The organism is Nonomuraea sp. NPDC050556, from assembly GCF_044457355.1.
In the GTDB taxonomy this organism is placed as follows: Bacteria; Actinomycetota; Actinomycetes; order Streptosporangiales; family Streptosporangiaceae; genus Nonomuraea.
Genome location: NZ_JBITGU010000001.1, coordinates 3,453,883 through 3,476,471 on the forward strand (window position 1 = coordinate 3,453,883; position 22,589 = coordinate 3,476,471).

Sequence of the window (22,589 nt, forward strand, 5' to 3'; positions counted from 1 at the left end):
CGAGATGCAACTTAGCCACACATATTGGGTGGGGTACGGCGGGGCCGTACCCCACGTCTTTACTTGCCCGCGAGGCGCAGGTCGGGCAGGAAGGCCAGGACCAGCGCGCCGAGCGCCAGGATCGGGACCGTCCACGCGAACACCGTGCTCAGCCCTGTCGCGATCCCGCCGGACAGGTGGCTCGCGAGCGCGGCGCCGAGGAGCGAGACCCCCACCGCTCCCCCGACGTTCCTGCTGAGGCCCGCCGCCGACGTCACGACGCCGCGGTCGGCGGCGGGCGCGCTGGTCTGCATGGCGAGCGTCAGGTTCTGCGTGCACATGCCGAGCCCGATGCCGAACACCACCATGTACGCGCCGGAGACGAGCGGCGAGGTGGAGGGGCCCATCGTGGCGAACAGCCCGGCGGCGCTCGTGACCAGCGCCGCGCCGCCCACGGAGATCCACTTGTAGCGGCCCATCCGGGTGACGAGCTGCCCGGTCACGAACGACGAGACGACCATCCCGAGCATCACCGGCATCAGCAGCAGCCCCGAGTTCGACGCACTGGCGCCGGTCACGAGCTGCAGGAACATCGGCAGGAACGTGACCGCCCCGAGCATCCCGGTGGCCAGCAGGATCATGGCCGCCGAGCCGAGCGTGAACGTCGCGTCGCGGAACAGCCGCAGCGGCAGCAGCGGCTCCTCGGCCCGCCGCTCCACCCACACGAACAACCCGGTGAGTACGGCGGCGCCCGCGCCCAGCACGAGGATCACCGGCGACGACCACGCGTACTCGGCCCCGCCCCACGAGGCGAGCAGCGTCAGGCAGGTCAACACGCCAGAGATGAGCGCGAACCCGGCCCAGTCGATCCGGTGCGGTGACGTACGGCGGGGCAGCTTCAGCGTCACCGCGCCCGCGACCAGCGCCAGCACCCCGAGCGGCAGGTTGATGGCGAAGATCCACCGCCACGACAGGTGGTCGGTGAGGAACCCGCCGATGACCGGCCCGGCGATCGCGCCGAGCCCGAAGAGGGCGCCGAAGACGCCCTGGAACCTCGCCCGTTCCTTGGGCGTGGTCAGGTCGGCGGCGATGGCCATGGTGAGCACCATCAGCCCGCCGGCCCCGGCGCCCTGCACGGCGCGGAAGGCGATGAGCTGACCCATCGACCCGGCCAGCCCGCACAGCGCGGAACCGGCCAGGAAGAGCGCGATGGAGAACAGGTACAGCCGCTTGCGGCCGAACATGTCGCTGAGCTTGCCGTACAGCGGGCCGGAGATCCCCGAGGTGAGGGAGAACGCGGTCACCAGCCAGGCGACCTGGTCGAAGCCGTGCAGGTCGGTCGCGATGACGGGCAGGGCGGTCGCCACGACGGTCTGGTCGATGACCGCGAGAAACATGATCAACATGAGGGCGGCCATGTTGACCAGCAGGCCGCGCTGGGGAGGAGCGGCCGCGGGGGCGGCCGTGGTCGATACCATGACAGGACTCCTTGCTTTTCTTTGCCGGAGGGCAGGGGGAATCAGCGGCGATCGGGGGTGCCACCCCGGTCGCCGCGCTTTGTTGTTACGGTCAGAGACCCTGTTCGAGCAGGTCGAACGCGCGCGTCAGCAGATCCTCGAGCGGTGGTCCCTCTGGATGCTCCATCGCCTCCTGGACAGCGGCGAGAGTGACGCCGAAGGGCGCGATGAGCATCAGCCTGGCGCGCAGGCCGTCGCCGTCGCCCAACCGCTCGCGGACGACGCCGAGCATCGTGGTCATCAGTTCTTGCTGGTCGACGGCGTTGCCCCGGCGTGCCAGCTCGGGGTGGCGCCGGTGGAGCTCCTGGACCGGGCCGAGCGCGGCGAACGCGCGGGTCAGCTTGTCCGCCACGTCGCGCATGATGATCCGGAACGACTCCATCACCGGCTCGCCCACCGGGCGGGCGGCCAGCGCACCGGCCACCTCCTCCGGGTCCAGGACGGGATCCACGGTCAGGGCGTCGTCCTTGGCGGCGAAGTAGTTGAAGAACGTGCGCGGCGAGATGTCGGCTGCCTCGCTGATGGCCTCCACGGTGACGGCGTCGAGCCCCTTGTCGAGCGCCAGCCGTACCGCGGCCATCTTGATGGCCTGTCGCTTCTCCGCTTTGCGGCGTTCTCTCCGCGCTTCCGGACTCTCCACGCTTTGCACTCTATGCACTTTTTGCAGACTATGCAATTCTTTCGAGGGCGAAAGCCATGAGAAATCCGGCGGCGGTGAGGAGCCCGGTGAGCTGACCCGCGTCCTCGAACGCCTCGGGGATCATCGTGTCGGCGATCATCGTGAGGATGGCCCCGGCCGCGACGGCGGTGATGAGCGCGACGACCTCGGGGGGCGCGGCCTGGAGGGCGAGCGCGCCGAGCAGCGCGGACAGGCCGCAGGCCAGGGCGATGGCGATCCAGACGGTGAAGACGTAGCGGGCCGAGCGGCCGGCCTGCTTCATGCCCGCGGCGCTGGACATGCCCTCGGGCAGGTTGGAGATGGCGACGGCGGCGATCATGCTCAGGCCGACGGTGCCGCCGTGCGCGACCGACAGGCCGAGGACCACGGACTCAGGGATCCCGTCGAGCAGCGCACCTACGGCGATCGCGGCGCCGCTGCCGGGGGCCTGGGTCTCGCTCGGCTGCTGCGCACCCGACCGTTTGCGGTGCCTGGCGCCGCGGGTGGCCAGGTAGGCGTTGGCGGCCAGGTAGAGGACGGCTCCCACGGTGAACCCGGCCGCCGTGGGCCAGAGGCCGCCCTTGCGTTCCGCCTCGTCCATGAGGTCGAAGGCGAGCGCGGAGGTGAGCACTCCTGCGCCGAAGGCCATCACCCAGCCGATCGCGCGGCGCGGCACGTCCACCAGCCACGCGATCAGCGCGCCGACGACGAGCGTCGCTCCACCCACGAACCCCCACAGCACCCACCCACCTTAGAGCTCCCGGCGGACGATGCGCCCCGGGGCCTGGTGGAGCGGTTCGCTCGGTAGCGGCGGGAACAGCGGGCCGCAGGCACGCATGACGGCGCCCAGCCCGTGGGGGTTCCCAAGAGTCACGGGTCGATCGGCGGGGACGGAGGACCTATGACGGCGAGACCCGCTGTCGCGACGGAAAGCCACCAGAGTTCGTCGATCGTGGGCACCTTTGCCCACCTCCTGGCCGCACCGATGTCCGGCTCGGGGCGGACCGAGGCCCGCCCCGCTGGGGATCCTTGCTCAGGAGAGCCGTCCTCGCCTCTCCTGAGCGGGGGCCCGGCCGTCCGGCCGGGCCGACTCTTGCAGCGGGACCCGACGCCCTACACCAGCGGGCGGGCCGTCGGGAGGATCGGGTACGGCAGCGCGGTCTCGCCGGTGAGGAACTGGTCGACCGCAGACGCGGCCGCGCGGCCCTCGGCGATGGCCCAGACGATGAGCGACTGCCCCCGTCCCATGTCGCCCGCCGAGAACACCCCGGAGACGTTGGTCATGTACGACCGGTCCCGCGCCACGTTGCCGCGCGGGTCGTAGTCCACGCCCAGGTCCTCCAGCAGCGCGCCCTTCTCCGGGCCCACAAAGCCCATCGACAGCGTCACCAGGTCAGCCGGGATCTCCCGCTCCGTCCCGGGGACGGGCTTGAAGCCGTTCTGCGGCCCCTCGACCTCCACCAGGCGCAATGCGCGGACATTTCCGGAAGAATCCCCGACGAACTCCGTCGTGGAGACCGCATACACCCGGTCCCCGCCACCGTCGGCGAGCTCCTCGTGCGCGCTCTCCATCTTGAACAGCGTCGGGAACGTCGGCCACGGCTGCGACCCAGGCCGGTCCTCCGGCGGCCGCGGCATGATCTCCAGCTGCGTCACCGACGCGGCGCCCTGCCGGATCGCGGTGCCGATGCAGTCGGCGCCCGTGTCACCGCCGCCGATGACGACCACGTGCTTGCCCTCGGCCGAGATCGGCGAGTCGCCGAACTCCTTGTTGGCCGGAGGCAGGAACTCCATCGCCTGGTAGATGCCCTTGAGCTCGCGCCCGGCCACCGGCAGGTCGCGCCACTGCGTGGCCCCGCCCGCCAGCACGACCGCGTCGAACTCGGCGCGGAGCTGCGCCGCCGTGACGTCGACCCCGACGTTGACGCTGGTACGGAACTCCGTACCCTCCGCCGCCATCTGCTCGAGCCGCCGGTCGATGTGCCGCTTCTCCATCTTGAACTCGGGGATGCCGTACCGCAGCAGCCCGCCGATCTTGTCGGCCCGCTCGAACACGACCACGTCGTGCCCGGCACGGGTGAGCTGCTGGGCCGCCGCCAGGCCCGCGGGGCCGGAGCCGACGACCGCGACGCGCTTGCCCGTCTTGAGACCGGCGGGCTGGGGCGCGACCCAGCCCTCGGCGAACGCGCGGTCGATGATCTCGACCTCGACCCGCTTGATCGCGACCGGGTCGGCGTTGATGCCCAGCACGCACGCCTGCTCGCACGGAGCGGGACACAGCCGCCCGGTGAACTCCGGGAAGTTGTTCGTCGCGTGCAGCCGCTCGATGGCCTCCTGCCAGTCGTCGCGGTAGACGAGGTCGTTCCACTCGGGGATGAGGTTGCCCAGCGGGCAGCCGTTGTGGCAGAACGGGATGCCGCAGTCCATGCAGCGGGAGGCCTGCTTGGTCAGCTTCTCCTTCGGGAAGTCGACGTAGACCTCCTTCCAGTCGCGGATGCGCACATCCACGGGACGGCGGGACGGCAGCTCCCTGTCGTGCGTGAGGAAACCCTTCGGGTCAGCCATTTCGGAAACGCCCCCTATCCCTGGACCGCAGCCGTCATGACGGCCTCGTCGATGTCGCGGCCCTCGATGCGGGCGGTCTCGGCCGCCAGCATGGCCCGCTTGTAGTCGGTCGGCATGATCTTGCTGAACCGGGTGAGCGCGCCGTCCCAGTCGGCCAGCAGCGCCTTGGCCACCGTCGAGCCGGTCTCGGCGAAGTGCTTCTCCACGCTCTCGCGCAGGAACTCGGCGTCGTCCTCGGTCAGCTCCTCGATCGCCACCATCTCGCGGTTGACCCGCGTGGCGTTGAGGTCGAGCAGGTAGGCGATGCCGCCGGACATCCCGGCCGCGAAGTTGCGCCCGGTCTGGCCGAGCACGACGACCTTGCCGCCGGTCATGTACTCGCAGCCGTGGTCGCCCACGCCCTCGACGATCGCGGTCGCGCCCGAGTTGCGGACGCAGAACCGCTCGCCGACGACGCCGCGGATGAACGCCTCGCCCGACGTCGCACCATAAAGGGTGACGTTTCCGGCGATGATGTGGCCGTCCAGCGGGGCCACCTCGTGCGGGCGGAGCGTGATGCGCCCGCCCGACAGGCCCTTGCCGAGGTAGTCGTTGGCGTCGCCGGTCAGCCTCAGCGTCACCCCGCGAGGGATGAACGCGCCGAAGGAGTTGCCGGCCGAACCGGTGAAGCTGACGTCGATGGTGTTCTCCGCCAGGCCCTCGCCGCCCCACTTCTTGGTGACGTGGTGGCCGAGCATGGTGCCGACCGTGCGGTTGACGTTGCGGATCGGCATGTCGAGCACGACCGGCTCGCCGTACTGGATCGCGCCCTCGGCGAGCTGGATGAGGGTGTTGTCCAGGGCGTGCCGCAGGCCGTGGTCCTGCTCGATGACCTTGCGCAGCGGGGCGCCGGGGCCGACGTCCGGCTGGTGCAGGATCGGCTGCAGGTCGAGGCCGGCCGCCTTCCAGTGGTGCTCGGCCGCCGTGGTGTCCAGCACCTCGGCGTGGCCGATCGCCTCGTCGAGCGAGCGGAAGCCGAGCTGGGCCAGGTACTCGCGGATCTCCTGCGCGATGAACTCGAAGAAGTTGACCACGAACTCCGGCTTGCCGCTGAACCGCTTGCGCAGCTCCGGGTTCTGCGTGGCGACGCCGACCGGGCAGGTGTCCAGGTGGCAGACGCGCATCATGACGCAGCCGGAGACGACCAGCGGAGCGGTGGCGAAGCCGTACTCCTCGGCGCCCAGCAGCGCGGCGATGACGACGTCGCGCCCGGTCTTGAGCTGGCCGTCCACCTGCACGGTGATGCGGTCGCGCAGGTTGTTGAGCAGCAGCGTCTGCTGCGTCTCGGCCAGACCGAGCTCCCAGGGGGCGCCCGCGTGCTTGAGCGACGTCAGGGGCGAGGCCCCGGTGCCGCCGTCGTGGCCCGAAATGAGGACGACATCCGCGTGCGCCTTGCTGACTCCGGCGGCGACCGTGCCGACACCGACCTCCGCGACCAGCTTCACGTGCACCCGGGCGACCGGGTTGGCGTTCTTCAGGTCGTGGATGAGCTGGGCGAGGTCCTCGATGGAGTAGATGTCGTGGTGCGGCGGCGGCGAGATGAGGCCGACGCCGGGGGTGGAGTGCCTGGTCTTGGCGATCCACGGGTAGACCTTGTGGCCGGGCAGCTGGCCGCCCTCGCCCGGCTTGGCGCCCTGGGCCATCTTGATCTGCAGGTCGTCGGCGTTGACCAGGTACTCGCTGGTCACGCCGAACCGGCCGGAGGCCACCTGCTTGATCGCGGAGCGGCGCACCGGGTCGTAGAGGCGCTCGGGGTCCTCGCCGCCCTCGCCGGTGTTCGACTTGGCGCCGAGCCGGTTCATGGCGATCGCGAGGGTCTCGTGCGCCTCCATCGAGATGGAGCCGTAGGACATCGCGCCGGTGGAGAAGCGCTTGACGATGCTCTCGACGGGCTCGACCTCGTCGATGGAGATCGGCGTGCGGTCCTTGAAGGTGAACAGGCCGCGCAGCGTCATGAGCTTCTCCGCCTGGGAGTCCACGAGGTTCGTGTACTCCTTGAAGATCTCGTAACGCCTGGTGCGCGTGGCGTGCTGCAGCTTGAAGACGGTCTCGGGGTTGAACAGGTGCGGCTCGCCCTCGCGCCGCCACTGGTACTCGCCGCCGACCTGCAGCTTGCGGTGGGCGTGCTCGACCCGCGGGTACGCGTGGCGGTGCCGCTCGGCGGCCTCGCGGGCCAGGACGTCGAAGCCGACGCCGCCGAGCCTGGAGGTGGTGCCGGCGAAGCAGGTGTCGATGACGTCCTTGCCGAGACCGAGCGCCTCGAAGATCTGGGCGCCGGTGTAGGAGGCGACGGTGGACACGCCCATCTTGGACATGACCTTGATGACGCCCTTGCCGTACGCCTTGATCAGGTTGCGCACGCCCTTGTGGCCGAGGCCCATGTCCTCGACGGTCTCGATCGCGAGGTAGGGGTTGACCGCTCCGGCGCCGTAGCCGATGAGCAGCGCCATGTGGTGGCACTCGCGCGCCTCGCCGGTCTCGATGACGAGACCGATCTTGGTGCGGGTCTTCTCGTTGATGAGGTGGTGGTGCACCGCGCCGGTCAGCATCAGCGACGGGATCGGGGCCAGGGTCTCGTTGGAGCCGCGGTCGGACAGCACGATCACCCGTGCGCCCTGCGCGATCGCCTCGGACACCTCGGCGCGGATCTCGTCGAGCCTGGCCAGCAGCGCCTCGCCGCCGCCCGCCACGGTGTAGAGGCCGGAGACGACGTGCGGGTGGAAGCCGGGCAGGCCGCCCTCGTCGTTGATGTGGATGATCTTGGCGAGCTCGTCGTTGTCGAGCACCGGGTAGGGCAGCACGAGCTGGCGGCAGGACGAGGGACCTGGGTCGAGCAGGTTGCCCTCCGGGCCGACGACGCTGGCCAGGCTGGTCACCAGCTCCTCGCGGATGGCGTCCAGCGGCGGGTTGGTGACCTGGGCGAAGAGCTGGCTGAAGTAGTCGAACAGCAGCCTGGGCTTCTCGCTGAGCACCGCGACGGGCGAGTCGGTGCCCATGGAGCCGATCGGCTCGATGCCGGTCCTGGCCATCGGCGCGAGGATGACGCGCAGCTCCTCCTCGGTGTAGCCGAAGGTCTGCTGGCGCTTGATCAGGGCCTCGTGGGTCGGGATCTCCCGCTGCCGCGCGGGCAGTTCCTCGAAGCGCACGAGCCCGGCGTGCAGCCAGTCCTCGTACGGCAGAGCCGCGGCGAGCTCCGCCTTGATCTCGTCGTCCTCGATGATCTTGCCGCGGGCGGTGTCGATGAGGAACATGCGGCCCGGCTGCAGCCGTCCCTTGCGGACGACCTCCTCGGGCTTGAAGTCCAGCACGCCGGCCTCAGAGGCGAGCACGACCAGGCCGTCCTCGGTGACCCAGAAGCGTCCAGGGCGCAGGCCGTTGCGGTCGAGGACCGCTCCGGCCAGGGTGCCGTCGGTGAAGGTGATCGAGGCAGGGCCGTCCCAGGCCTCCATCATCGAGGAGTGGAACTCGTAGAAGGCGCGGCGCTTGGGATCCATCTCGGTGTGGTTCTCCCACGCCTCGGGGATCATCATGAGCACCGCGTGCGGCAAGCTTCGCCCGCCGATGTGGAGCAGCTCCAGCACCTCGTCGAACGAGGCGGTGTCACTGGCGTCCGGGTCGCAGATCGGGAAAAGTCGCGAAATATCGCCCGGGATCAGGTCGCTGGACAGCAGCGCCTCGCGCGCGCGCATCCAGTTGCGGTTGCCCTTGACCGTGTTGATCTCGCCGTTGTGCGCGATGTAGCGGTAGGGGTGGGCCAGCGGCCAGCTCGGGAAGGTGTTGGTGGAGAACCGCGAGTGCACCAGCGCGATCGCGGTCTCGTAGCGCTCGTCGGACAGGTCGGGGAAGAACGGCTCGACCTGCTCGGGGGTGAGCATGCCCTTGTAGACGATCGTCCTGCTGCTCAGGCTCGGGAAGTAGCAGTCGACCTCGTGCTCGGCGCGCTTGCGCAGGCAGAAGGCGAGCCTGTCCAGCTCGACGCCCTCCTCGCCGTTGGGGCTGGAGACGAAGAGCTGGCGGAAGAACGGCATGACCGCGCGGGCGCTCGGCCCGGGAAGCTGGTAGTCGACCGGCACGTCGCGCCAGCCGAGCACCGTCAGGCCCTCTTCTGCCGCGATCTCCTCGATCATGCGCACGCCGATCTCGCGCGCCTCGGGGTCGCTGGGCATGAAGGCCATGCCCGCGGCGTACTTACCCGCCTCGGGCAGCGCGAACTCGGTGGTCGCGCGGAAGAAAGCATCGGGGATCTGCGTCAGGATCCCGGCTCCGTCGCCGGTGTCCGGCTCGCTACCCTTGGCCCCCCGGTGGTCCAGGTTGAGCAAGGCCGTCAGAGCCTTCACCACGATTCCATGGCCGCATCGCCCTGCGACATCCGCGACCATCGCGACACCACAGGCGTCGTGCTCGTTGGCGGGGTGATAGAGGCCCTGGGGCTCGGGGAACCCGAGGTGGGCAGCAGGCATTGAATCCCTCCCGTCGTCATCGTCTGTCTGAACTGCTTACAGGCGGGGACGACGTTGGCCCTGCTGCGTTGTGGGTAGAGATTACCGCACGCTGTCGGAATGGTGCCCGCCAGGTCCACATTGCGAACATTTCCGGCGTTCCGGCATGCGGACGACTCTGTCCCACAACCCGAAACACACCCCACCATACCCGCACCCCCCAAACCACCCCAAAGCCCACACCCCCAGCTCAACCCCCTCGCGCGTACGGCAGGCCGCCCACCCACCCAGCGCCCCTGAGCACGACACACCCGTCACCCGCCTCCAGAGCGGTGGCGCCCGGGGCTGTGGGTGGGGGGGACGTGGGAGTGGCGCGATGGGCAGGGCCTCGCGGTCGGCGCTCGCGAGCCTCGCCCCACAAGGACCCACGCTTTCCCACCCTTCGAGAGCCCGCGCACAAGGCTTCCTTGCGCCCCCGGGAGGGCCTCGCGCTCCTCCCCTCTCCTTTTGGGGGTTGCCCCTCAAAGGGAGGGTGTCCTCGGGGTGGCACGGGCGGGCGTTGCGGCGGGTAGGTGCGCGCCCGTCGGCCGTGCCCCTGGACGGAGGCCAGCCCACGACGGCGAGTGGGCGTCCCCTGGCGACAGCCGTACAAGAAGGGTTGTGGTCTTGACGGGAGCGAGAGGGGGTGGAGCGGGCACCGATAGAGTGCGGGGATGGAGCTCGGGGGTCTGGAAAGCTATCTGTCCAGTGCGGGCGTGGATGGGCGGCGGCTGCGGCATGCGTTGATGTTGCTCTGCGACGGCCAATGGTGGACGCTCGGCGACCTCGTCCGTGACAGCGCCACCTCCCGCCGCGGCATCGAGGCGCTCATGCGCGAGACCAAGCTGGAGCACGAAGGCGACCGGTTCCGCGTCCCGCTGAACCACACGCCCGACTACCAGCACCTGTTCGCCGTCGCCCCGCCCCCCGCCGACCCCGTGGCCCACCTGCTCCCCCACTACCAGCACGTCCTCGACCGCCTGGAAGGGCTCGTCGCCAAGGCCCCGCGCGCCCGCCTCCAGCTCGACCACGTCTCGGCCACCCCCGAGACCGTCCTGCGCAGGGCGCTGCTCCTGGGCGCCAGGTTCTGGCTGACCGGCGCGAAGGTGCTGTGCGTGGGCGACCACGACCTGACCTCCCTGGCCATCCGCCTGGTGCACCCGGAGGCCGAGGTCACCGTGGTCGACGTCGACGACCGCATCCTCGCCTACATCGACGCCCAGGACCTCGGCGTCCGCACCCACTGGGCCGACCTGCGCCTCGGGATCCCGGCCTCCGGCCACGACCTGGCGATCACCGACCCGCCCTACACGCCCGAGGGCGTCGGCCTGTTCGTGGCGCGGGCCGTGGAGGGGCTGACGGACGACGGGCGGGTGCTGCTGGCGTACGGGGCCGGGGAGCGCATGCCGATGCTGGCGTTCAAGGTCCAGCAGTCGCTGTCGGACCTCAACCTCGCCTATGAGGCGATATATCCGGACTTCAATCGCTACTTCGGCGCCGAAGCCATCGGCTCCGCGGCCGACCTCTACATCCTGCGCCCCACCACCAAGACCAGGCCCGCCGTGTCGGCGCGGGTCGACAGGTACGGCACGGCCATCTACACGCACGGCCCCCAGTCGGTGGAGTCGGCGCCGTCGCCGGTCGGCGGGGGTGGCGAGGGGTTCGACCTGCTGGTCGGCGACTGGCCCAAGGACCTGCCGCAGCCCAGGGTCAAGCTGGCGACGTGGCTGGCGAAGCCGTACGCGGCGGCGCACGAGCGGGTGGCGGTCGCGGTGCCCGCGGGGATGGAGGCGGCGCTGCCCCGGCTCCTGCTGGCCACCCGCGCCGGGCACGTCCACGCGGTGCTGGCCGGTGCCGCGCCTTCCTTGGACGCGGTCTCGCCGGTGTACTCGGTCGCCGTCGACGGTCAGACGGTCACCGCGGTACGGCGGGCCGTGCCGGAGGACGAGGTGGGGCGGATCGTGCGGCGCATCCTGGACAACGGGCACGGGAAGGTGTCCAACACGTGGCGGGAGGCGCTGATCAAGGCTCGGGGGCTGACGAAGAACGAGGCACGGGCGGTGATCAGGGAACACGCCCCGTGGGCCGAGCACGTCACCCCCCTGGACGCACCGCTGCACCGCCTGACGACCCTCGCAGAGACAGTCACCACCACCCTGACCACCCCATAAGGCCTTCCACCCTGCAACACGAGCCCGCCGGGGCCGCCCCACGACCGTGGGTCCCTCTCAGGGTGGGTCTTCCAGGGGATGACCGTCCCCAAAGCGTGCAATGCCCTCTCACGCGGGGCATGGGTGAGCGACGCCCGGAAAGCGGTTATGAAGCGTTGACCACGCGGGACTGCACGATCCTGGTCAGCCCGTCCAGCGCCACCTGCGGCCCCGTCAGGTCCGCCCCAGCCGCAACCGGCCCCACCCAGCTCACCGTCACGTAATGCCCCATCGCCCGCACCTGCGCCCAACTCCGCCCCGTGTCGAAGTCAGCCGTCCGCCGCACGAACCCGTCCTTCCCCAACGCCGCCACCAGCGCGTCCGCCGCCCGCCCGTCAGGCAGGTTGAAGATGACGAACTCCCCCGCCGCGGCACCCCCCGCGTACCGGGCGCGCAAAGCCTGCGTGCACCCCGGCGCGGAGACCCCGTCCAACGCCTCCCCGCAGTCGGTCAGCTCCTCGGCGTCCCCCCGCGTCAACGCGCCCAGCGAAGCCGTACCAGGACCGAAAACCTCGGACACGGTCAGCGGCGAGGCGTCCCGCTCCCTGGAGTCGATCAGCGAGTACAACGCCGACGTCCCCTCGCTGCGCAACGTCGCAGGACGATCGGGCCCACCGCGGGGCCACCACAGCCACAACCCGGCGGCCACCGCGACCAGCGCCACCCCGATCAGCACCCGCCGCACCATCACGCCCCCGGCCCGGTGATCGCCACGACCCGCCGGTAGATGGGCTTCTCCGCCCCGCGCACCGTCAGCGCCAGCGCGGTCAGGTCGTCCTTGGCGGTCGGCTCGCTGCCGTCCGCCTTGGCGATCCACACGAGCCCGACGTAGTGACCCAGCGCGTAAGCGCCGCCCTGGCTGTAGCCGCCGGACACGAAAGCGCCCCCGGCCTGCTCCAGTGGCAGCACCCAGCCACCCCGGTGCAACGTGCCCAGCGCGGTCACCAGCTCCCCCGCCGCCTTGGCGTCACGCAGGTTGAGCAGCGTGTACTGCGCGACGTAACGACGGTCGGAACTCTGGTAGACCCCCCTGGCCACCTGCGTGCACCCGGCGGCCCCGAGCGCGTCGACCAGCGCCTGCCCCCAGAAGGAGGACGCGCACTCGGCCGCCACCGCGCCCCCCGCGAGCTTGAGCGAGCGCTTCTTGTCGATGACGAGGTTCTTCTGCGCGAACAGTTCCTTCTCCGTGAACGGCTTCGCGTCCTTGGCACGGTCGGCGATGGGTTCGAGGCCCTTGGGCGACTGCCAGCCGTGGAACTCCTCCGGCATGGCCTGCCCGAAGCCCGGCGCGGCGGCGCTCACGGGCCGGGAGGTGGAGCCTGAGCTGTTGATCGAGGCGACGATCGCCACCATGCCCAGGGCCAGCAGCAACACGCCCGCGATCGAACCGATCACCACGAGGAGGCGCTGCTGCTTGGGGGTGAACCCCCACCCGGTCAGGACGGGGAGCTGCCAGTCCGAGGGCGGCGTGCGGCGCCGTTTGCGTGTCGTCATGGTCACAGCCCGCTCGCCCCGATCAGGTTGCCCAGGCCGAAGGTCAACCCGGCCGCCACCGCCCCTACGACCAGCTGGCGCAGCCCGGAGTACCACCAGCTGCGCGCGGTCACGGTCGACACGATCGCACCCGCGCCGAACAGCGCGACGCTCGACAGCACGGCCGACACGACGAGGCTGGTGACGCCGAGGAGGTAGGGCAGGAGCGGCAGGATGGCGCCGACGCTGAACGACAGGAACGACGAGACAGCCGCCACCTTGGGCGAGGGCAGGTCGGCCGGATCGACGCCGATCTCGTTCTGCGTGTGGACGGCCAGCGCCGTGTCGGGGTGCAGGGAGATCTGCCTGGCCACCTCGGCGGCGAGCACCGGCTCGACGCCCTGGCCGACGAAGACGTCGGCGAGCTCGGCCTGCTCGGCCTCGGGGTGGCGTTCGAGCTCGCGCTTCTCGATGGCGATCTCGGCCAGGGCCAGCTCGCGCTGGCTGGCCACGGAGACGTACTCGCCACCGGCCATGGAGAACGCGCCCGCGGCGAGCCCGGCGATGCCCGCGAGGGCGATGACCTTGGTGTCGCCGGTGCCGCCCGCGACACCGGCGATGAGCGCGAAGTTGGACACCAGCCCGTCCATCGCCCCGAACACCGACGGCCGCAACCAGCCTCCGGTGACGTCGCGATGCTGGTGGTGCCGCTCCGCGCGCTGGCTCACGTCGTCTTCTTCTCTTCCGGTACGGCTGACGCCTCCTCGACCGCGTCCGCGGACTCGGCATCGGCGTCAGGCACTGCTGTGGCGTGTGGCTCGGTGTCTGGCTCGGCGACGGCGTCAGCATCCGTGGCGGGAGCCGTCTCGGTGGCGTCGGCGACCTCGGCCGTGTGCGCGGGGTCGGCGACCTCGGCCGACGGCGAGACGACGATCTCCTCGCCGGTCTTGTTCCTGGTCAGATAGATGTAGATCAACGCGCCGACGAACAGGACGATCGAGGTCCACTGGTTGAGCCGCAGCCCGAGGAACATCGCCGCGTGGTCGACGCCGCCGACCGGGTCGATCCGCAGCCCCTCGATCCAGAACCTGCCCAGGGTGTAACCGGCGACGTAGAGCGCGAACAGCCTGCCGTAGTGCAGCGCGAACTTCTTGCCCGCCCAGATCAGGACGAACGCCAGCACCAGATCCCAGATCGACTCGTAGAGGAACGTCGGGTGGAACAGCCCGTGGTCCTTGCCGTTGTCGATCTCCAGCGCCCACGGCAGGGTGGTCGGCCCGCCGTACAGCTCCTGGTTGAAGTAGTTGCCCCAGCGCCCGATCGCCTGGGCGATCGCGATGCCCGGCGCGACGGTGTCGGCGACGGCGGTGACCGAGATGCCGTGCCTGCGGCACCACCACCACACGCCGACGCCGCCGAGCGCGACGGCGCCCCAGATGCCCAGCCCGCCGTTCCAGATGAACAGCGCCTCGTAGGGCTTGTTCGGCGCGTCGGGGCCGAAGTAGAGCTTCCAGTCGGTGATGACGTGGTAGAGCCGTCCGCCGATGAGTCCGAAGATCACCGCGGGGACCGCGAGATCGACGATCGTGCCGGGCGTCCCGCCGCGTGCGCGCCAGCGGCGTTCGCTCAGCCAGACGGCGACGATGACGCCGAGGACGATGCACAGCGCGTAGGCCCGGATCGGGATCACGCCGAGGTACCAGACCCCCTGGGAAGGGCTGGGAATCGAGGCAAGGGGCATGTCACGTGAGAGTAGCGGACGGCGGGCTACTTGGCCGCATCAAGCACGGCCTGGCGCAGCTGCTTCGGGCTGAAGGCGGTTTCGTTGTCCATCACCACGCCGTTCAGCTTGACCGTGGGCGTGCCCTCGATCTTCTGCTCCTTGTTGATCTTCTCGCTGTAGGCGGCCTGCGCTGCGGCGTGCTTCTGGGTGGTGACGCAGGCGTCGAAGCCCTCGGCGGTGACGCCGTCTGCCTTGCCCCAGGCCACGAGGTCGGGGATCTTGAAGCCCTCGACGGTCTCGTCGGGCTGGTTCTTGAACAGCGTGTCGTGGTACTTCAGCCACTGCTTGCCGTCGCTGACGCAACGCGCGGCGGCGCCCGCCCTGATGGAGTTCGACTTGGTCGGCTCCTGACTGAAGATCGTGATGGGGTGATAGACGACCTTGGCCTTGCCCTCCAGGGCGAGGTTCCTGAAGGTGGTGCCGCTGACCTCCTCCAGCTGCTTGCAGGCGGGGCACTGGAAGTCCTCGTAGATGTCGACGACCGGCTTGGCGACCCCGGCCTGACCCATGGAGACCGAGCCGTCGGCGTTCACCGTCGCGGGCGGCAGGCCCTCGCCGGCCGCCTCCGACTTGCTGCTGCTGTAGGCCATGTACCACCCGGCGCCGATGGCGGCGACGGCGACGACGCCCACGGCCACGTAGGTGATCAGGCGCTTGCGCTTCTCCGCTGCGCGGTCGGCGGCCTGCTGCTCCTTGATCCGGTCGCGCGCCGACTTCTCCCGCTCGGCCTTGCCCATCAGTCGTCCTCCTCGATATCACGTGTCTGACGCTCGCCGGCCAGCCCGAGGGCGGCGTCGAGCGCGAAGCGTCCAGGCGGGAACCGCACGACCCACGCGCTGAGCAGTACGAGTCCGAAGTCGCGCAGGATGTCCAGCAGGTACGACGGCTCCTGACCGGCGGGCAGCTCGCCGCCGCCGCCGAAGCAGCCGCAGTCGATCTTGTAGCCGTGCCCCCACGCCCAGGCGATGCCGAAGACGAAGGCCAGCATGAGCAGCCCGGCGATGAGCCCGGCCACCCTGGTCAGCAGTCCGACGACCAGCAGCACTCCGACGACGATCTCCAGGATCGGCAGGCCGTAGCCGACGATCGTGGCGACCGAGTCGGGGAGCAGCTTGTACGCCTTGACCGCCTGGGCGGACAGCGGCGGGTTGCCGATCTTGAGCCAGCCGGCCACGATCAGCACCACGCCCACGATCAACCGGGCGGCGGTCGTCACCCAGGGTATCGCTGAACTAACGCTATGTGACGGTTGCGACGCGGTCACTGGCCTCTCCTCTGATTGCGCATCCCGGGATGCGCACGTTACTGGAGGACATCTGATCACGCCCGGGATAAGGCTCGGCTAAGCGTGTCCTACCTGGAAACTCTGGTATTGCTGGGCCCTGAACTCGGTGGGCGGCATGCCGACCCGCCGGGTGAAAATGCGGGTGAAATAGGCGGGGTCGTCGTAGCCGACCCGCCGGGAGATCGAGGCGACCGACAGGTCGGCCGTGGCGAGCAGGTCCTTGGCCCGGTTGAGCCTGATCGACAGCACGTAGTCCTTGGGGCTGCACCCGGCCAGCCTGCGTACGGCCAGCCGCAGGTCGGCCAGCGGCATGCCGAGCCGCTTGGCGTGCTCGGCCACCGAGATGGGCAGGCAGGCGTCGCGGGCGAGCGAGGCGAGCACGGGGTCACCGTGCGGGTCCTCGTCGGCGCGGGCGTGGCGCAGCGCGACGAGCACCTCGTGCACGATGGCCGAGGTCTCGACCTCCAGGTACGGCGAGCGCCTGCGGCAGGCCTGCGCGATGCGGCCGATGGCGTGGGAGACCCCCTCGGCCGAGGTCAGCGGGGTGACGGGGTTGACCGGGTCGAGGAAGCCGAGCTCGGCGTAGGCGGTGACGGCCGGCCCGGTGAAGTCGACGAACCACTCGGTCCAGCCCGGGTCGTGCGCGGCGTAGTGGTGCTGGACGCCGGGGAAGAGCCAGATCACGGCCGGGGCGACCACCTCGACGACCGGCTCGTCGTTCTGCCTGAACCAGCCCTTGCCCTGGGTGACGACGACGGCGACGTGGTTCTGCATGGTGCGCGGGCCGACCGTGGGGAGCCTGCCGTCCTGGTGGCCGACGCCGAGGCAGACCAGGCCGAGCCGCCGGTGCGCGGCGCCGGGGGTGAGGTAGTGCATCCACCGCCTGAACGACAACGTCCAACAACTCCCCGCGCTTTGTCCATGGCCGTGCCGCCCGGTAACCGGGCAGGCTGAAAAGCTGAAGAACCATATCGTAAGGACACTTATGCGACAGTTCGCGATCGAGGGTGGAACGTTCCGCCTGGACGGCCAGGAGTTCCGGGTGCTCTCCGGGGCGCTCCACTACTTCCGGGTCCTGCCCGAGCAGTGGCGGCACCGCCTGCGGATGCTGCGGGCGATGGGGCTCAACACGGTGGAGACGTACGTGCCGTGGAACCTGCACGAGCCGCGTTCCGGCGAGTTCCAGCGGATGGACGAGCTGGGCGCGTTCCTCGACGCGGCTGCGGAGGAGGGGTTGCTGGCGATCGTGCGGCCCGGGCCGTACATCTGCGCCGAATGGGACAACGGCGGGCTGCCGTCCTGGCTGACCGGGCGCCTCAGGACCAGCGACCCGGAGTACCTCGCCTACGTCGACCGCTTCTTCGGCGAACTGCTGCCGTCGGTGGCCGAGCGCCAGGTCACCAGGGGCGGCAACGTGATCATGGTGCAGATCGAGAACGAGTACGGCTCCTACGGCAGCGACCAGGCCTACCTGCGGCATCTGGCCGACGAGCTGATCGGGCACGGGATCGAGGTGCCGCTGTTCACCTCGGACGGCCCTGCCGACTACTACCTCACCGGCGGTACGCTGCCCGGCGCGCTGGCCACGGTCAACTTCGGCTCGGAGCCGGAGAAGGCGTTCGCGACGCTGCGCGAGTTCCGTCCGGACGACCCGTTGTTCTGCATGGAGTTCTGGTGTGGCTGGTTCGACCACTGGGGCCACGAGCACCACAGGCGCGACCCGGCCGACGCCGCGGACACGCTGGAGCGCATCCTGGCCGCGGGCGGCTCGGTGAACGTCTACATGGCGCACGGCGGCACCAACTTCGGCACCTGGGCGGGCGCCAACCGCCACGAGGAGCACCGCCCCACGGTCACCTCCTACGACTACGACGCGCCGATCGACGAGCGCGGCGCGCCGACGGAGAAGTTCTGGCTGTTCCGCGAGGTGTTCAGCCAGTACAACGCGGACATCCCCGATGTCCCCGAGACACCTGCCGCGCTGCCGTCGTCGACGCTCGCGATCACCGGGTCCGTACGGCTGCGCGACACGCTCGGCGAGGCGTCGCTCTGGCCGACGCCGCCCACCTTCGAGGAGCTGGGCCTGGAGCACGGCCTGGTCCTGTACGGCACGCGCGTCCCAGGACCGCGCCAGCCGTACAAGCTGACCGTGGACGGCCTGCACGACCGCGCCCACCTGTTCGTGGACGGCGAGCTGACCGCGGTGCTGGAGCGGGACGTCGAGGCGCCGGTCGTGGAGATCGGCGGGCCCGCCGAGATCGAGCTGCTGGTCGAGTCGATGGGCAGGACCAACTACGGCCCCAAGCTGGGCGAGGGCAAGGGCATCCTGGGCGGGATCCTGCACACCCAGCAGTACCTCAACGGCGTCTCGGCCGTCCCGATCCCGGTCGACGACATCTCCAAGCTGGTCTTCGAGCCCGGGTTCACCGGCGAGCCGCGCTCCTACTTCCGCGCCGCGCTGGAGGTGGCCGAGCCCGGTGACGCGTTCCTGGCGCTGCCCGGCTGGGGCAAGGGCTACGTGTGGGTGAACGGGTTCCTGCTGGGCCGCTACTGGGAGCGCGGGCCGCAGCGCACGCTGTACGTCCCCGCGCCGCTGCTGCGGGCGGGGACGAACGAGCTGGTCGTGCTGGAGCTGGACAGGGCGGGCGCCGAGCTGGAGATCCGCTCGGCGCCCGACCTCGGCTAGCCGCAGGTGAGGCGGGCGTCGCCCCAGTCGGCGTGGTCGTTGCCGTTGCCGTCGCCGCCGTCGCCGACCACCAGGTCGACGTAGCGGGCGCCGGTCAGGTCGGCCTTCAGCTCGTAGGCGGCGTCCGCCGCCTTGAGCACCGGCGTCTGCGCCACCTGCGCGCCGTCCGCCTTGACGGTGAACTGCACAGAGCCGCGGGTGGCCTGCACGTCGTCCACGCCCACCCAGGCGTGCAGCGCCGTGCAGCGCCCGCCGAGGAAGTAGCGGACCGTGGCGGGAGCGTGGGTGCCGAGGCCCTTGGCGAAGGCCCGGCCGCCGATCGTGATCGGCTTGCCGTCCCCGCTGCCCTGCTCGCCGTTGGACAGGTCGCGCTCGACCGGTCCCCAGCCGTTGGCCGACGACACCCAGTCGACGTCGCTGACGTACGCGTCGGCGGTGGGCGGCGGCGGCATGGTCCTGACGGTTGCGGCCGCCTGGAGTGACTTGCCCTGATAGGTGACCGTGGCCTTCAGCGGATATGCCTGGTAGGGGGCGTCGATGGGCGGGGTGACCTTCCATGTGGTGGCCAGCTCGCCGCCGGGCTCGACTTTCGCCGCCGTTCCGTCGCCCGTGACCGTCCAGCCCTCCGGTACGGCCAGCGTGACCTTGACGTCGGTTGCGGCCACATCCTCCATGTTCGTGAAGGTCGTGGTGACGTCGTTGGCGGTGCCCTGCTCGACCGTCTCGCCCGGCGGGGTCACCCGCAGGGAGGCGCAAGCGAGCTGCTCCTGGGCCGGGCCCAGGTCCTTGACGGCGAAGTCGTCGAGCACGAAGTCGGCGCCGTCGCGCTCGGCCTGCAACGAGCGCAGGCCGACGAAGACGTCGCCGCACCCGGCCACGACGCGCTCGGAGAAGCGGGCCGTGGTGCGTCGCTGCTCGATCGGGGTCTGCCTGATCTCGACGGACGTGCCGTTCTTGTCGTAGCCGGTGACCCAGGCGTAGGTGCCGGGCAGGGCGGCCTGGTAGTCGAAGGACACCTCGTAGGCGTGGCCGGGCTCGAAACGCGCCGTCCAGGGGGCGGTCCTGTAGACCATGCCCCTGCGCTCCTCGTGCGCCTTGAGCGACTCCTCGCCGCCGAGCACGTCGTCGACGAGCTTGCCGTTCCATCCGGCCTGCGTGTACGGGACGTGCTTCTGCGCCAGGTGCGTGCGCGGGTCGGTGCTGCCGCCCGCGTCGCCCTTGACGAAGGGGCCCCAGCCCTGGTCGACGTGTTCGAAGCCCTCGGTCGCGGTCACCGGTTCCGTGGTGACCAGCCTGACGTCGTCGACCCGGACGGCCGCCTCGCCCGCTTCCGCGCCGATCCTGAGGACGGCGTGGCTCTTCCTCGCGGTGAAGACGACCTTGACGCGCTGGAAGAACGTGCCGTGCTTCTCGTCGGCCGCGACGTAGTTCCTCGCCGTCGACCGGTCGAAGGCGACGCGCTGGTCGCCGATCTCCACGGTGGTGCGGCGGCTCCTGCCCGGTTCCACCTCGATCCACGCGGAGGCGCTGTAGGTCTGGCCGGGGGTCAGGCCCTTGAGGTTCTGCTCGATGGCGGCGGGCTGGCCGGGTCCGAGCAACGCGACGCGCTGGCCGGTCGCGCTCTTCTCGATCGACACCGCGCCGGTGGTGTCCCACTTGCGCAGCGCGTCGTCGTTGAAGCCCGGGTCGACGACGTCGGTGCCCTCGCCCCATTCCGGCTTCTCGGACTTGGCGGGCTTGTCCGGATATAGGACGTACGGCACGCCTGGCTCGGCCTGCAGGGTGATCTGGCCGTTCACCGGCGCGACCTGGCCGAGCGCGACCCTGCCCTGGTCGGTGAGCTTGTAGAGGCGCATCTTCCCGGCGGCGTTCCAGGTGGTCGCGCCGCCGGTCGGGTTGTAGTGGTAGTACTTGCCGTCCCACGGCAGCAGGTATGTGCCGCCGTCGAGGACCTTGTCCTGCCCGACGAACAGCTCCCGCCTGCCGTTGGTGAAGGTGCCTCTGACGTTGCCCTCGAAAACGATCTCGTTGGAGTTCCAGTCCATGATCGGGTAGTGCTGGAGGAACTTGGCCGGGAGGTTGTTCTCCCAGATGTTCTTCAGGAACTTGTTCCAGTCGTTGTGCCCGGTCCAGCCCTCGAAGTCCTCGATCCTGGCGTTGCCGAGGATCGGGTGGGTGTTCCAGACGTCCTTCTGGTCGTTGCGGATGAACCTGATGATCTGCGAGTTCAGGCCCTTGTTGTCGGCTCCGCCGTAGTTGAGGTCGTTGGCCCAGTGCGACCACAGGGACGAGCGCTCCAGCTTGTCCGACCACTCGCTGGCCACCTGCCAGCCCTGCTTGCGCAGCTCGGCCTGGGTGCGGTCGCCGATCCAGCCGTGGCTGTAGTAGACGTCGAGGTAGACGAGGGCGAGGTTGGGGTCGGTCTCCTCGCGCAGCTGCTTGAAGCGCCTGGCCAGGTCGCCGCTGGCCAGGTCGCGGCGCTGGTTGATGTAGTACGACTGGCCGAGCCAGTCCCAGCCGCGCGCGTTCCTGTCGACGAGCGTCTCGTCGAACGCCTTCGCCTCGGCGTACGCCTCGGTCGCGTTGACGTGCACGCCGAACGTCGCGCCCCAGCCCTTGCCCTTCTTCAGCAGCTCGTTGAGGTCGCCCAGGCCTCCGGCTCGCTTGTTGTAGTTGCCGCCGTAGTCGGGGTGGGCCGAGTCGTGGCCCTCCGACTGGTAGCCCTTGAGCAGCACGAACTGGCCCAGGCCGTCGGTCGACAGCGAGATGCGCTTGACGTCGTCGAGGGTGCGCAGGAACGGGTGGGTGGCCTGGCTGGCGAAGTTGAACGGGATGTGCGCGACCACCCGGTCCTTCGTCTGGTCGGCGCCCAGCGGCTTGACGCCGACGGTGCGGAAGGCGATCGCGCCGTCCTGCCAGTCGACCGCGCCGTCACCGTTGGCGTCGGGGGTGACGACGACCTTGGTCCACGGGAGCTCCTCGGTGAAGGGCGCCGTGGTGGCCCGGTAGGTCCACTGGCCGCTCCACACGCCGACCCTGACGTTGCCCGCCGCGTCCTTGCGCGCCTGGTGCCAGAAGCGGGCGGCGTCCCTGTCGGTGGGGCCGCTCGGCTTGTCGTAGGTGGAGTTGGACTCGATCGCGGCGGCCAGGCGATCGGTGCTGACGATCGCGTACGCCGCTCCTGCCGGGGCCGCCTCTGCCGGGGTCTGCGGGGTGACCTGGGTGAAGACGTCGGCGGTGCGGGTGGAGTTGGGGTCGAGCCTGGTGAACGCGGTCGCGCCGCCAGCGCCCACGGAGACGAGGTCGTGGCCGGGGATGTCGATGGTGCCGACCCGGAACGCCTCAGTGTCTCTGACGGCGTCGATCCTGAAGGTGGTCACCCGGTCGTTGACGCCGATGGAGGCGTCCAGCTCAACCCCCACCAGGTCCTGAAATTTCAGGGTATAGCTGGCCTGCTTGCCGTCGTTGGCGGTCAGGGCCGCACTGACCTGGTACGGCTTGCCGTTCAGCACGACGCTCGCCACCGGGGTGGTGCTGGCGCCCAGCTGGGCGCCGGTCGCGAGGTCGGTGTAGGTCAGGACGCGGGGAAAGGCCGGGTCCAGCTCCACCTTGAGCCGCTCCGAGGCCACCACTTCAGGGGCGGCGACCGTGGTGGGCGCCACGGCCGGGATGCTCGCGGTGGCCGTCGGCGCCTGCTGTGACGGGGTCGGTACGGCGGTGCGCACGTCGGGCGGCGCGTCACTCGGCGTTGGGGCGCCCGCGGCCGGGCTGCTCGTCGCTGCGGGGTCCGGCTGTGCCGCGGTTTCTGCCGTGGCGGTGGCCGGAAGGGCTAAGGCGAGCACGCCGACGAGGGCAGCGGAAACTCGACGCATCAGCGTCCTTTCCTAGGCATCTGGTGTGCCGCAACGATGGCCGC

Annotated in this window: 15 protein-coding genes; 2 read left to right on the forward strand and 13 right to left on the reverse strand. The window is 70.3% G+C overall.

Features of this window, described 5'->3' with window-relative positions:
- Nucleotides 1–59 precede the first annotated feature (59 nt).
- The 5 genes from ACIBG8_RS16385 to gltB form a co-directional block, all read right to left on the reverse strand.
- Nucleotides 60–1,457, reverse strand: coding sequence for an MDR family MFS transporter (locus ACIBG8_RS16385; RefSeq protein WP_397343545.1), 1,398 nt, complete (start codon nt 1,455–1,457; stop codon nt 60–62).
- Between the two features lie 91 nt (nt 1,458–1,548).
- Nucleotides 1,549–2,136, reverse strand: coding sequence for a TetR/AcrR family transcriptional regulator (locus ACIBG8_RS16390; RefSeq protein WP_397343546.1), 588 nt, complete (start codon nt 2,134–2,136; stop codon nt 1,549–1,551).
- 28 nt (nt 2,137–2,164) lie between these two features.
- Entirely contained in the window at nt 2,165–2,896 is a 732-nt protein-coding gene (locus tag ACIBG8_RS16395; RefSeq protein WP_397343547.1) for a ZIP family metal transporter, read from the reverse strand.
- Nucleotides 2,897–3,267: 371 nt separating this feature from the next.
- Nucleotides 3,268–4,719 carry a glutamate synthase subunit beta gene (locus tag ACIBG8_RS16400; protein WP_397343548.1) on the reverse strand — a complete coding sequence of 484 codons (1,452 nt, stop codon included), beginning with the start codon at nt 4,717–4,719 and terminating at the stop codon, nt 3,268–3,270.
- 14 nt (nt 4,720–4,733) lie between these two features.
- Nucleotides 4,734–9,218 (reverse strand): glutamate synthase large subunit, encoded by a 4,485-nt coding sequence (gene gltB / locus ACIBG8_RS16405; RefSeq protein WP_397343549.1) that lies wholly within the window; start codon nt 9,216–9,218, stop codon nt 4,734–4,736.
- Nucleotides 9,219–9,910: 692 nt separating this feature from the next.
- Between gltB and ACIBG8_RS16410 the strand changes: the two genes are divergently transcribed.
- Nucleotides 9,911–11,407, forward strand: a complete 1,497-nt coding sequence (locus ACIBG8_RS16410; protein WP_397343550.1) for a bis-aminopropyl spermidine synthase family protein — start codon at nt 9,911–9,913, stop codon at nt 11,405–11,407.
- 145 nt (nt 11,408–11,552) lie between these two features.
- On the opposite strand, the gene ACIBG8_RS16415 is transcribed toward ACIBG8_RS16410, so the two are convergent.
- From ACIBG8_RS16415 to ACIBG8_RS16445, 7 genes are all read right to left on the reverse strand, one after another.
- Nucleotides 11,553–12,122, reverse strand: a complete 570-nt coding sequence (locus tag ACIBG8_RS16415) for a hypothetical protein (protein ID WP_397343551.1) — start codon at nt 12,120–12,122, stop codon at nt 11,553–11,555.
- Between the two features lie 11 nt (nt 12,123–12,133).
- Nucleotides 12,134–12,940, reverse strand: a complete 807-nt coding sequence (locus tag ACIBG8_RS16420; protein ID WP_397343552.1) for a hypothetical protein — start codon at nt 12,938–12,940, stop codon at nt 12,134–12,136.
- A gap of 2 nt (nt 12,941–12,942) precedes the next feature.
- Nucleotides 12,943–13,647 carry a VIT1/CCC1 transporter family protein gene (locus ACIBG8_RS16425; RefSeq protein WP_397343553.1) on the reverse strand — a complete coding sequence of 235 codons (705 nt, stop codon included), beginning with the start codon at nt 13,645–13,647 and terminating at the stop codon, nt 12,943–12,945.
- The gene (lgt, locus tag ACIBG8_RS16430) at nt 13,644–14,660 is read right to left on the reverse strand and encodes a prolipoprotein diacylglyceryl transferase (protein WP_397343554.1); all 1,017 of its coding nucleotides are present in this window, start codon (nt 14,658–14,660) and stop codon (nt 13,644–13,646) included. The genes ACIBG8_RS16425 and lgt overlap by 4 nt, the downstream gene beginning before the upstream one ends.
- 26 nt (nt 14,661–14,686) lie before the next feature.
- The gene (locus tag ACIBG8_RS16435; RefSeq protein WP_397343555.1) at nt 14,687–15,439 is read right to left on the reverse strand and encodes a DsbA family protein; all 753 of its coding nucleotides are present in this window, start codon (nt 15,437–15,439) and stop codon (nt 14,687–14,689) included.
- Nucleotides 15,439–15,918, reverse strand: a complete 480-nt coding sequence (locus ACIBG8_RS16440) for a MauE/DoxX family redox-associated membrane protein (RefSeq protein WP_397343556.1) — start codon at nt 15,916–15,918, stop codon at nt 15,439–15,441. The genes ACIBG8_RS16435 and ACIBG8_RS16440 overlap by 1 nt, the downstream gene beginning before the upstream one ends.
- A 126-nt stretch (nt 15,919–16,044) precedes the next feature.
- Complete coding sequence (locus ACIBG8_RS16445) at nt 16,045–16,881, reverse strand: AraC family transcriptional regulator (RefSeq protein WP_397343557.1); 837 nt, start codon at nt 16,879–16,881, stop codon at nt 16,045–16,047.
- A gap of 91 nt (nt 16,882–16,972) precedes the next feature.
- Between ACIBG8_RS16445 and ACIBG8_RS16450 the strand changes: the two genes are divergently transcribed.
- Nucleotides 16,973–18,673 carry a beta-galactosidase family protein gene (locus tag ACIBG8_RS16450; RefSeq protein WP_397343558.1) on the forward strand — a complete coding sequence of 567 codons (1,701 nt, stop codon included), beginning with the start codon at nt 16,973–16,975 and terminating at the stop codon, nt 18,671–18,673.
- Here the strand turns inward: ACIBG8_RS16450 and ACIBG8_RS16455 are convergent.
- Nucleotides 18,670–22,545 carry an endo-alpha-N-acetylgalactosaminidase family protein gene (locus tag ACIBG8_RS16455; RefSeq protein WP_397343559.1) on the reverse strand — a complete coding sequence of 1,292 codons (3,876 nt, stop codon included), beginning with the start codon at nt 22,543–22,545 and terminating at the stop codon, nt 18,670–18,672. The two genes, ACIBG8_RS16450 and ACIBG8_RS16455, sit on opposite strands and share 4 nt — an antisense overlap.
- Nucleotides 22,546–22,589: the final 44 nt, after the last annotated feature.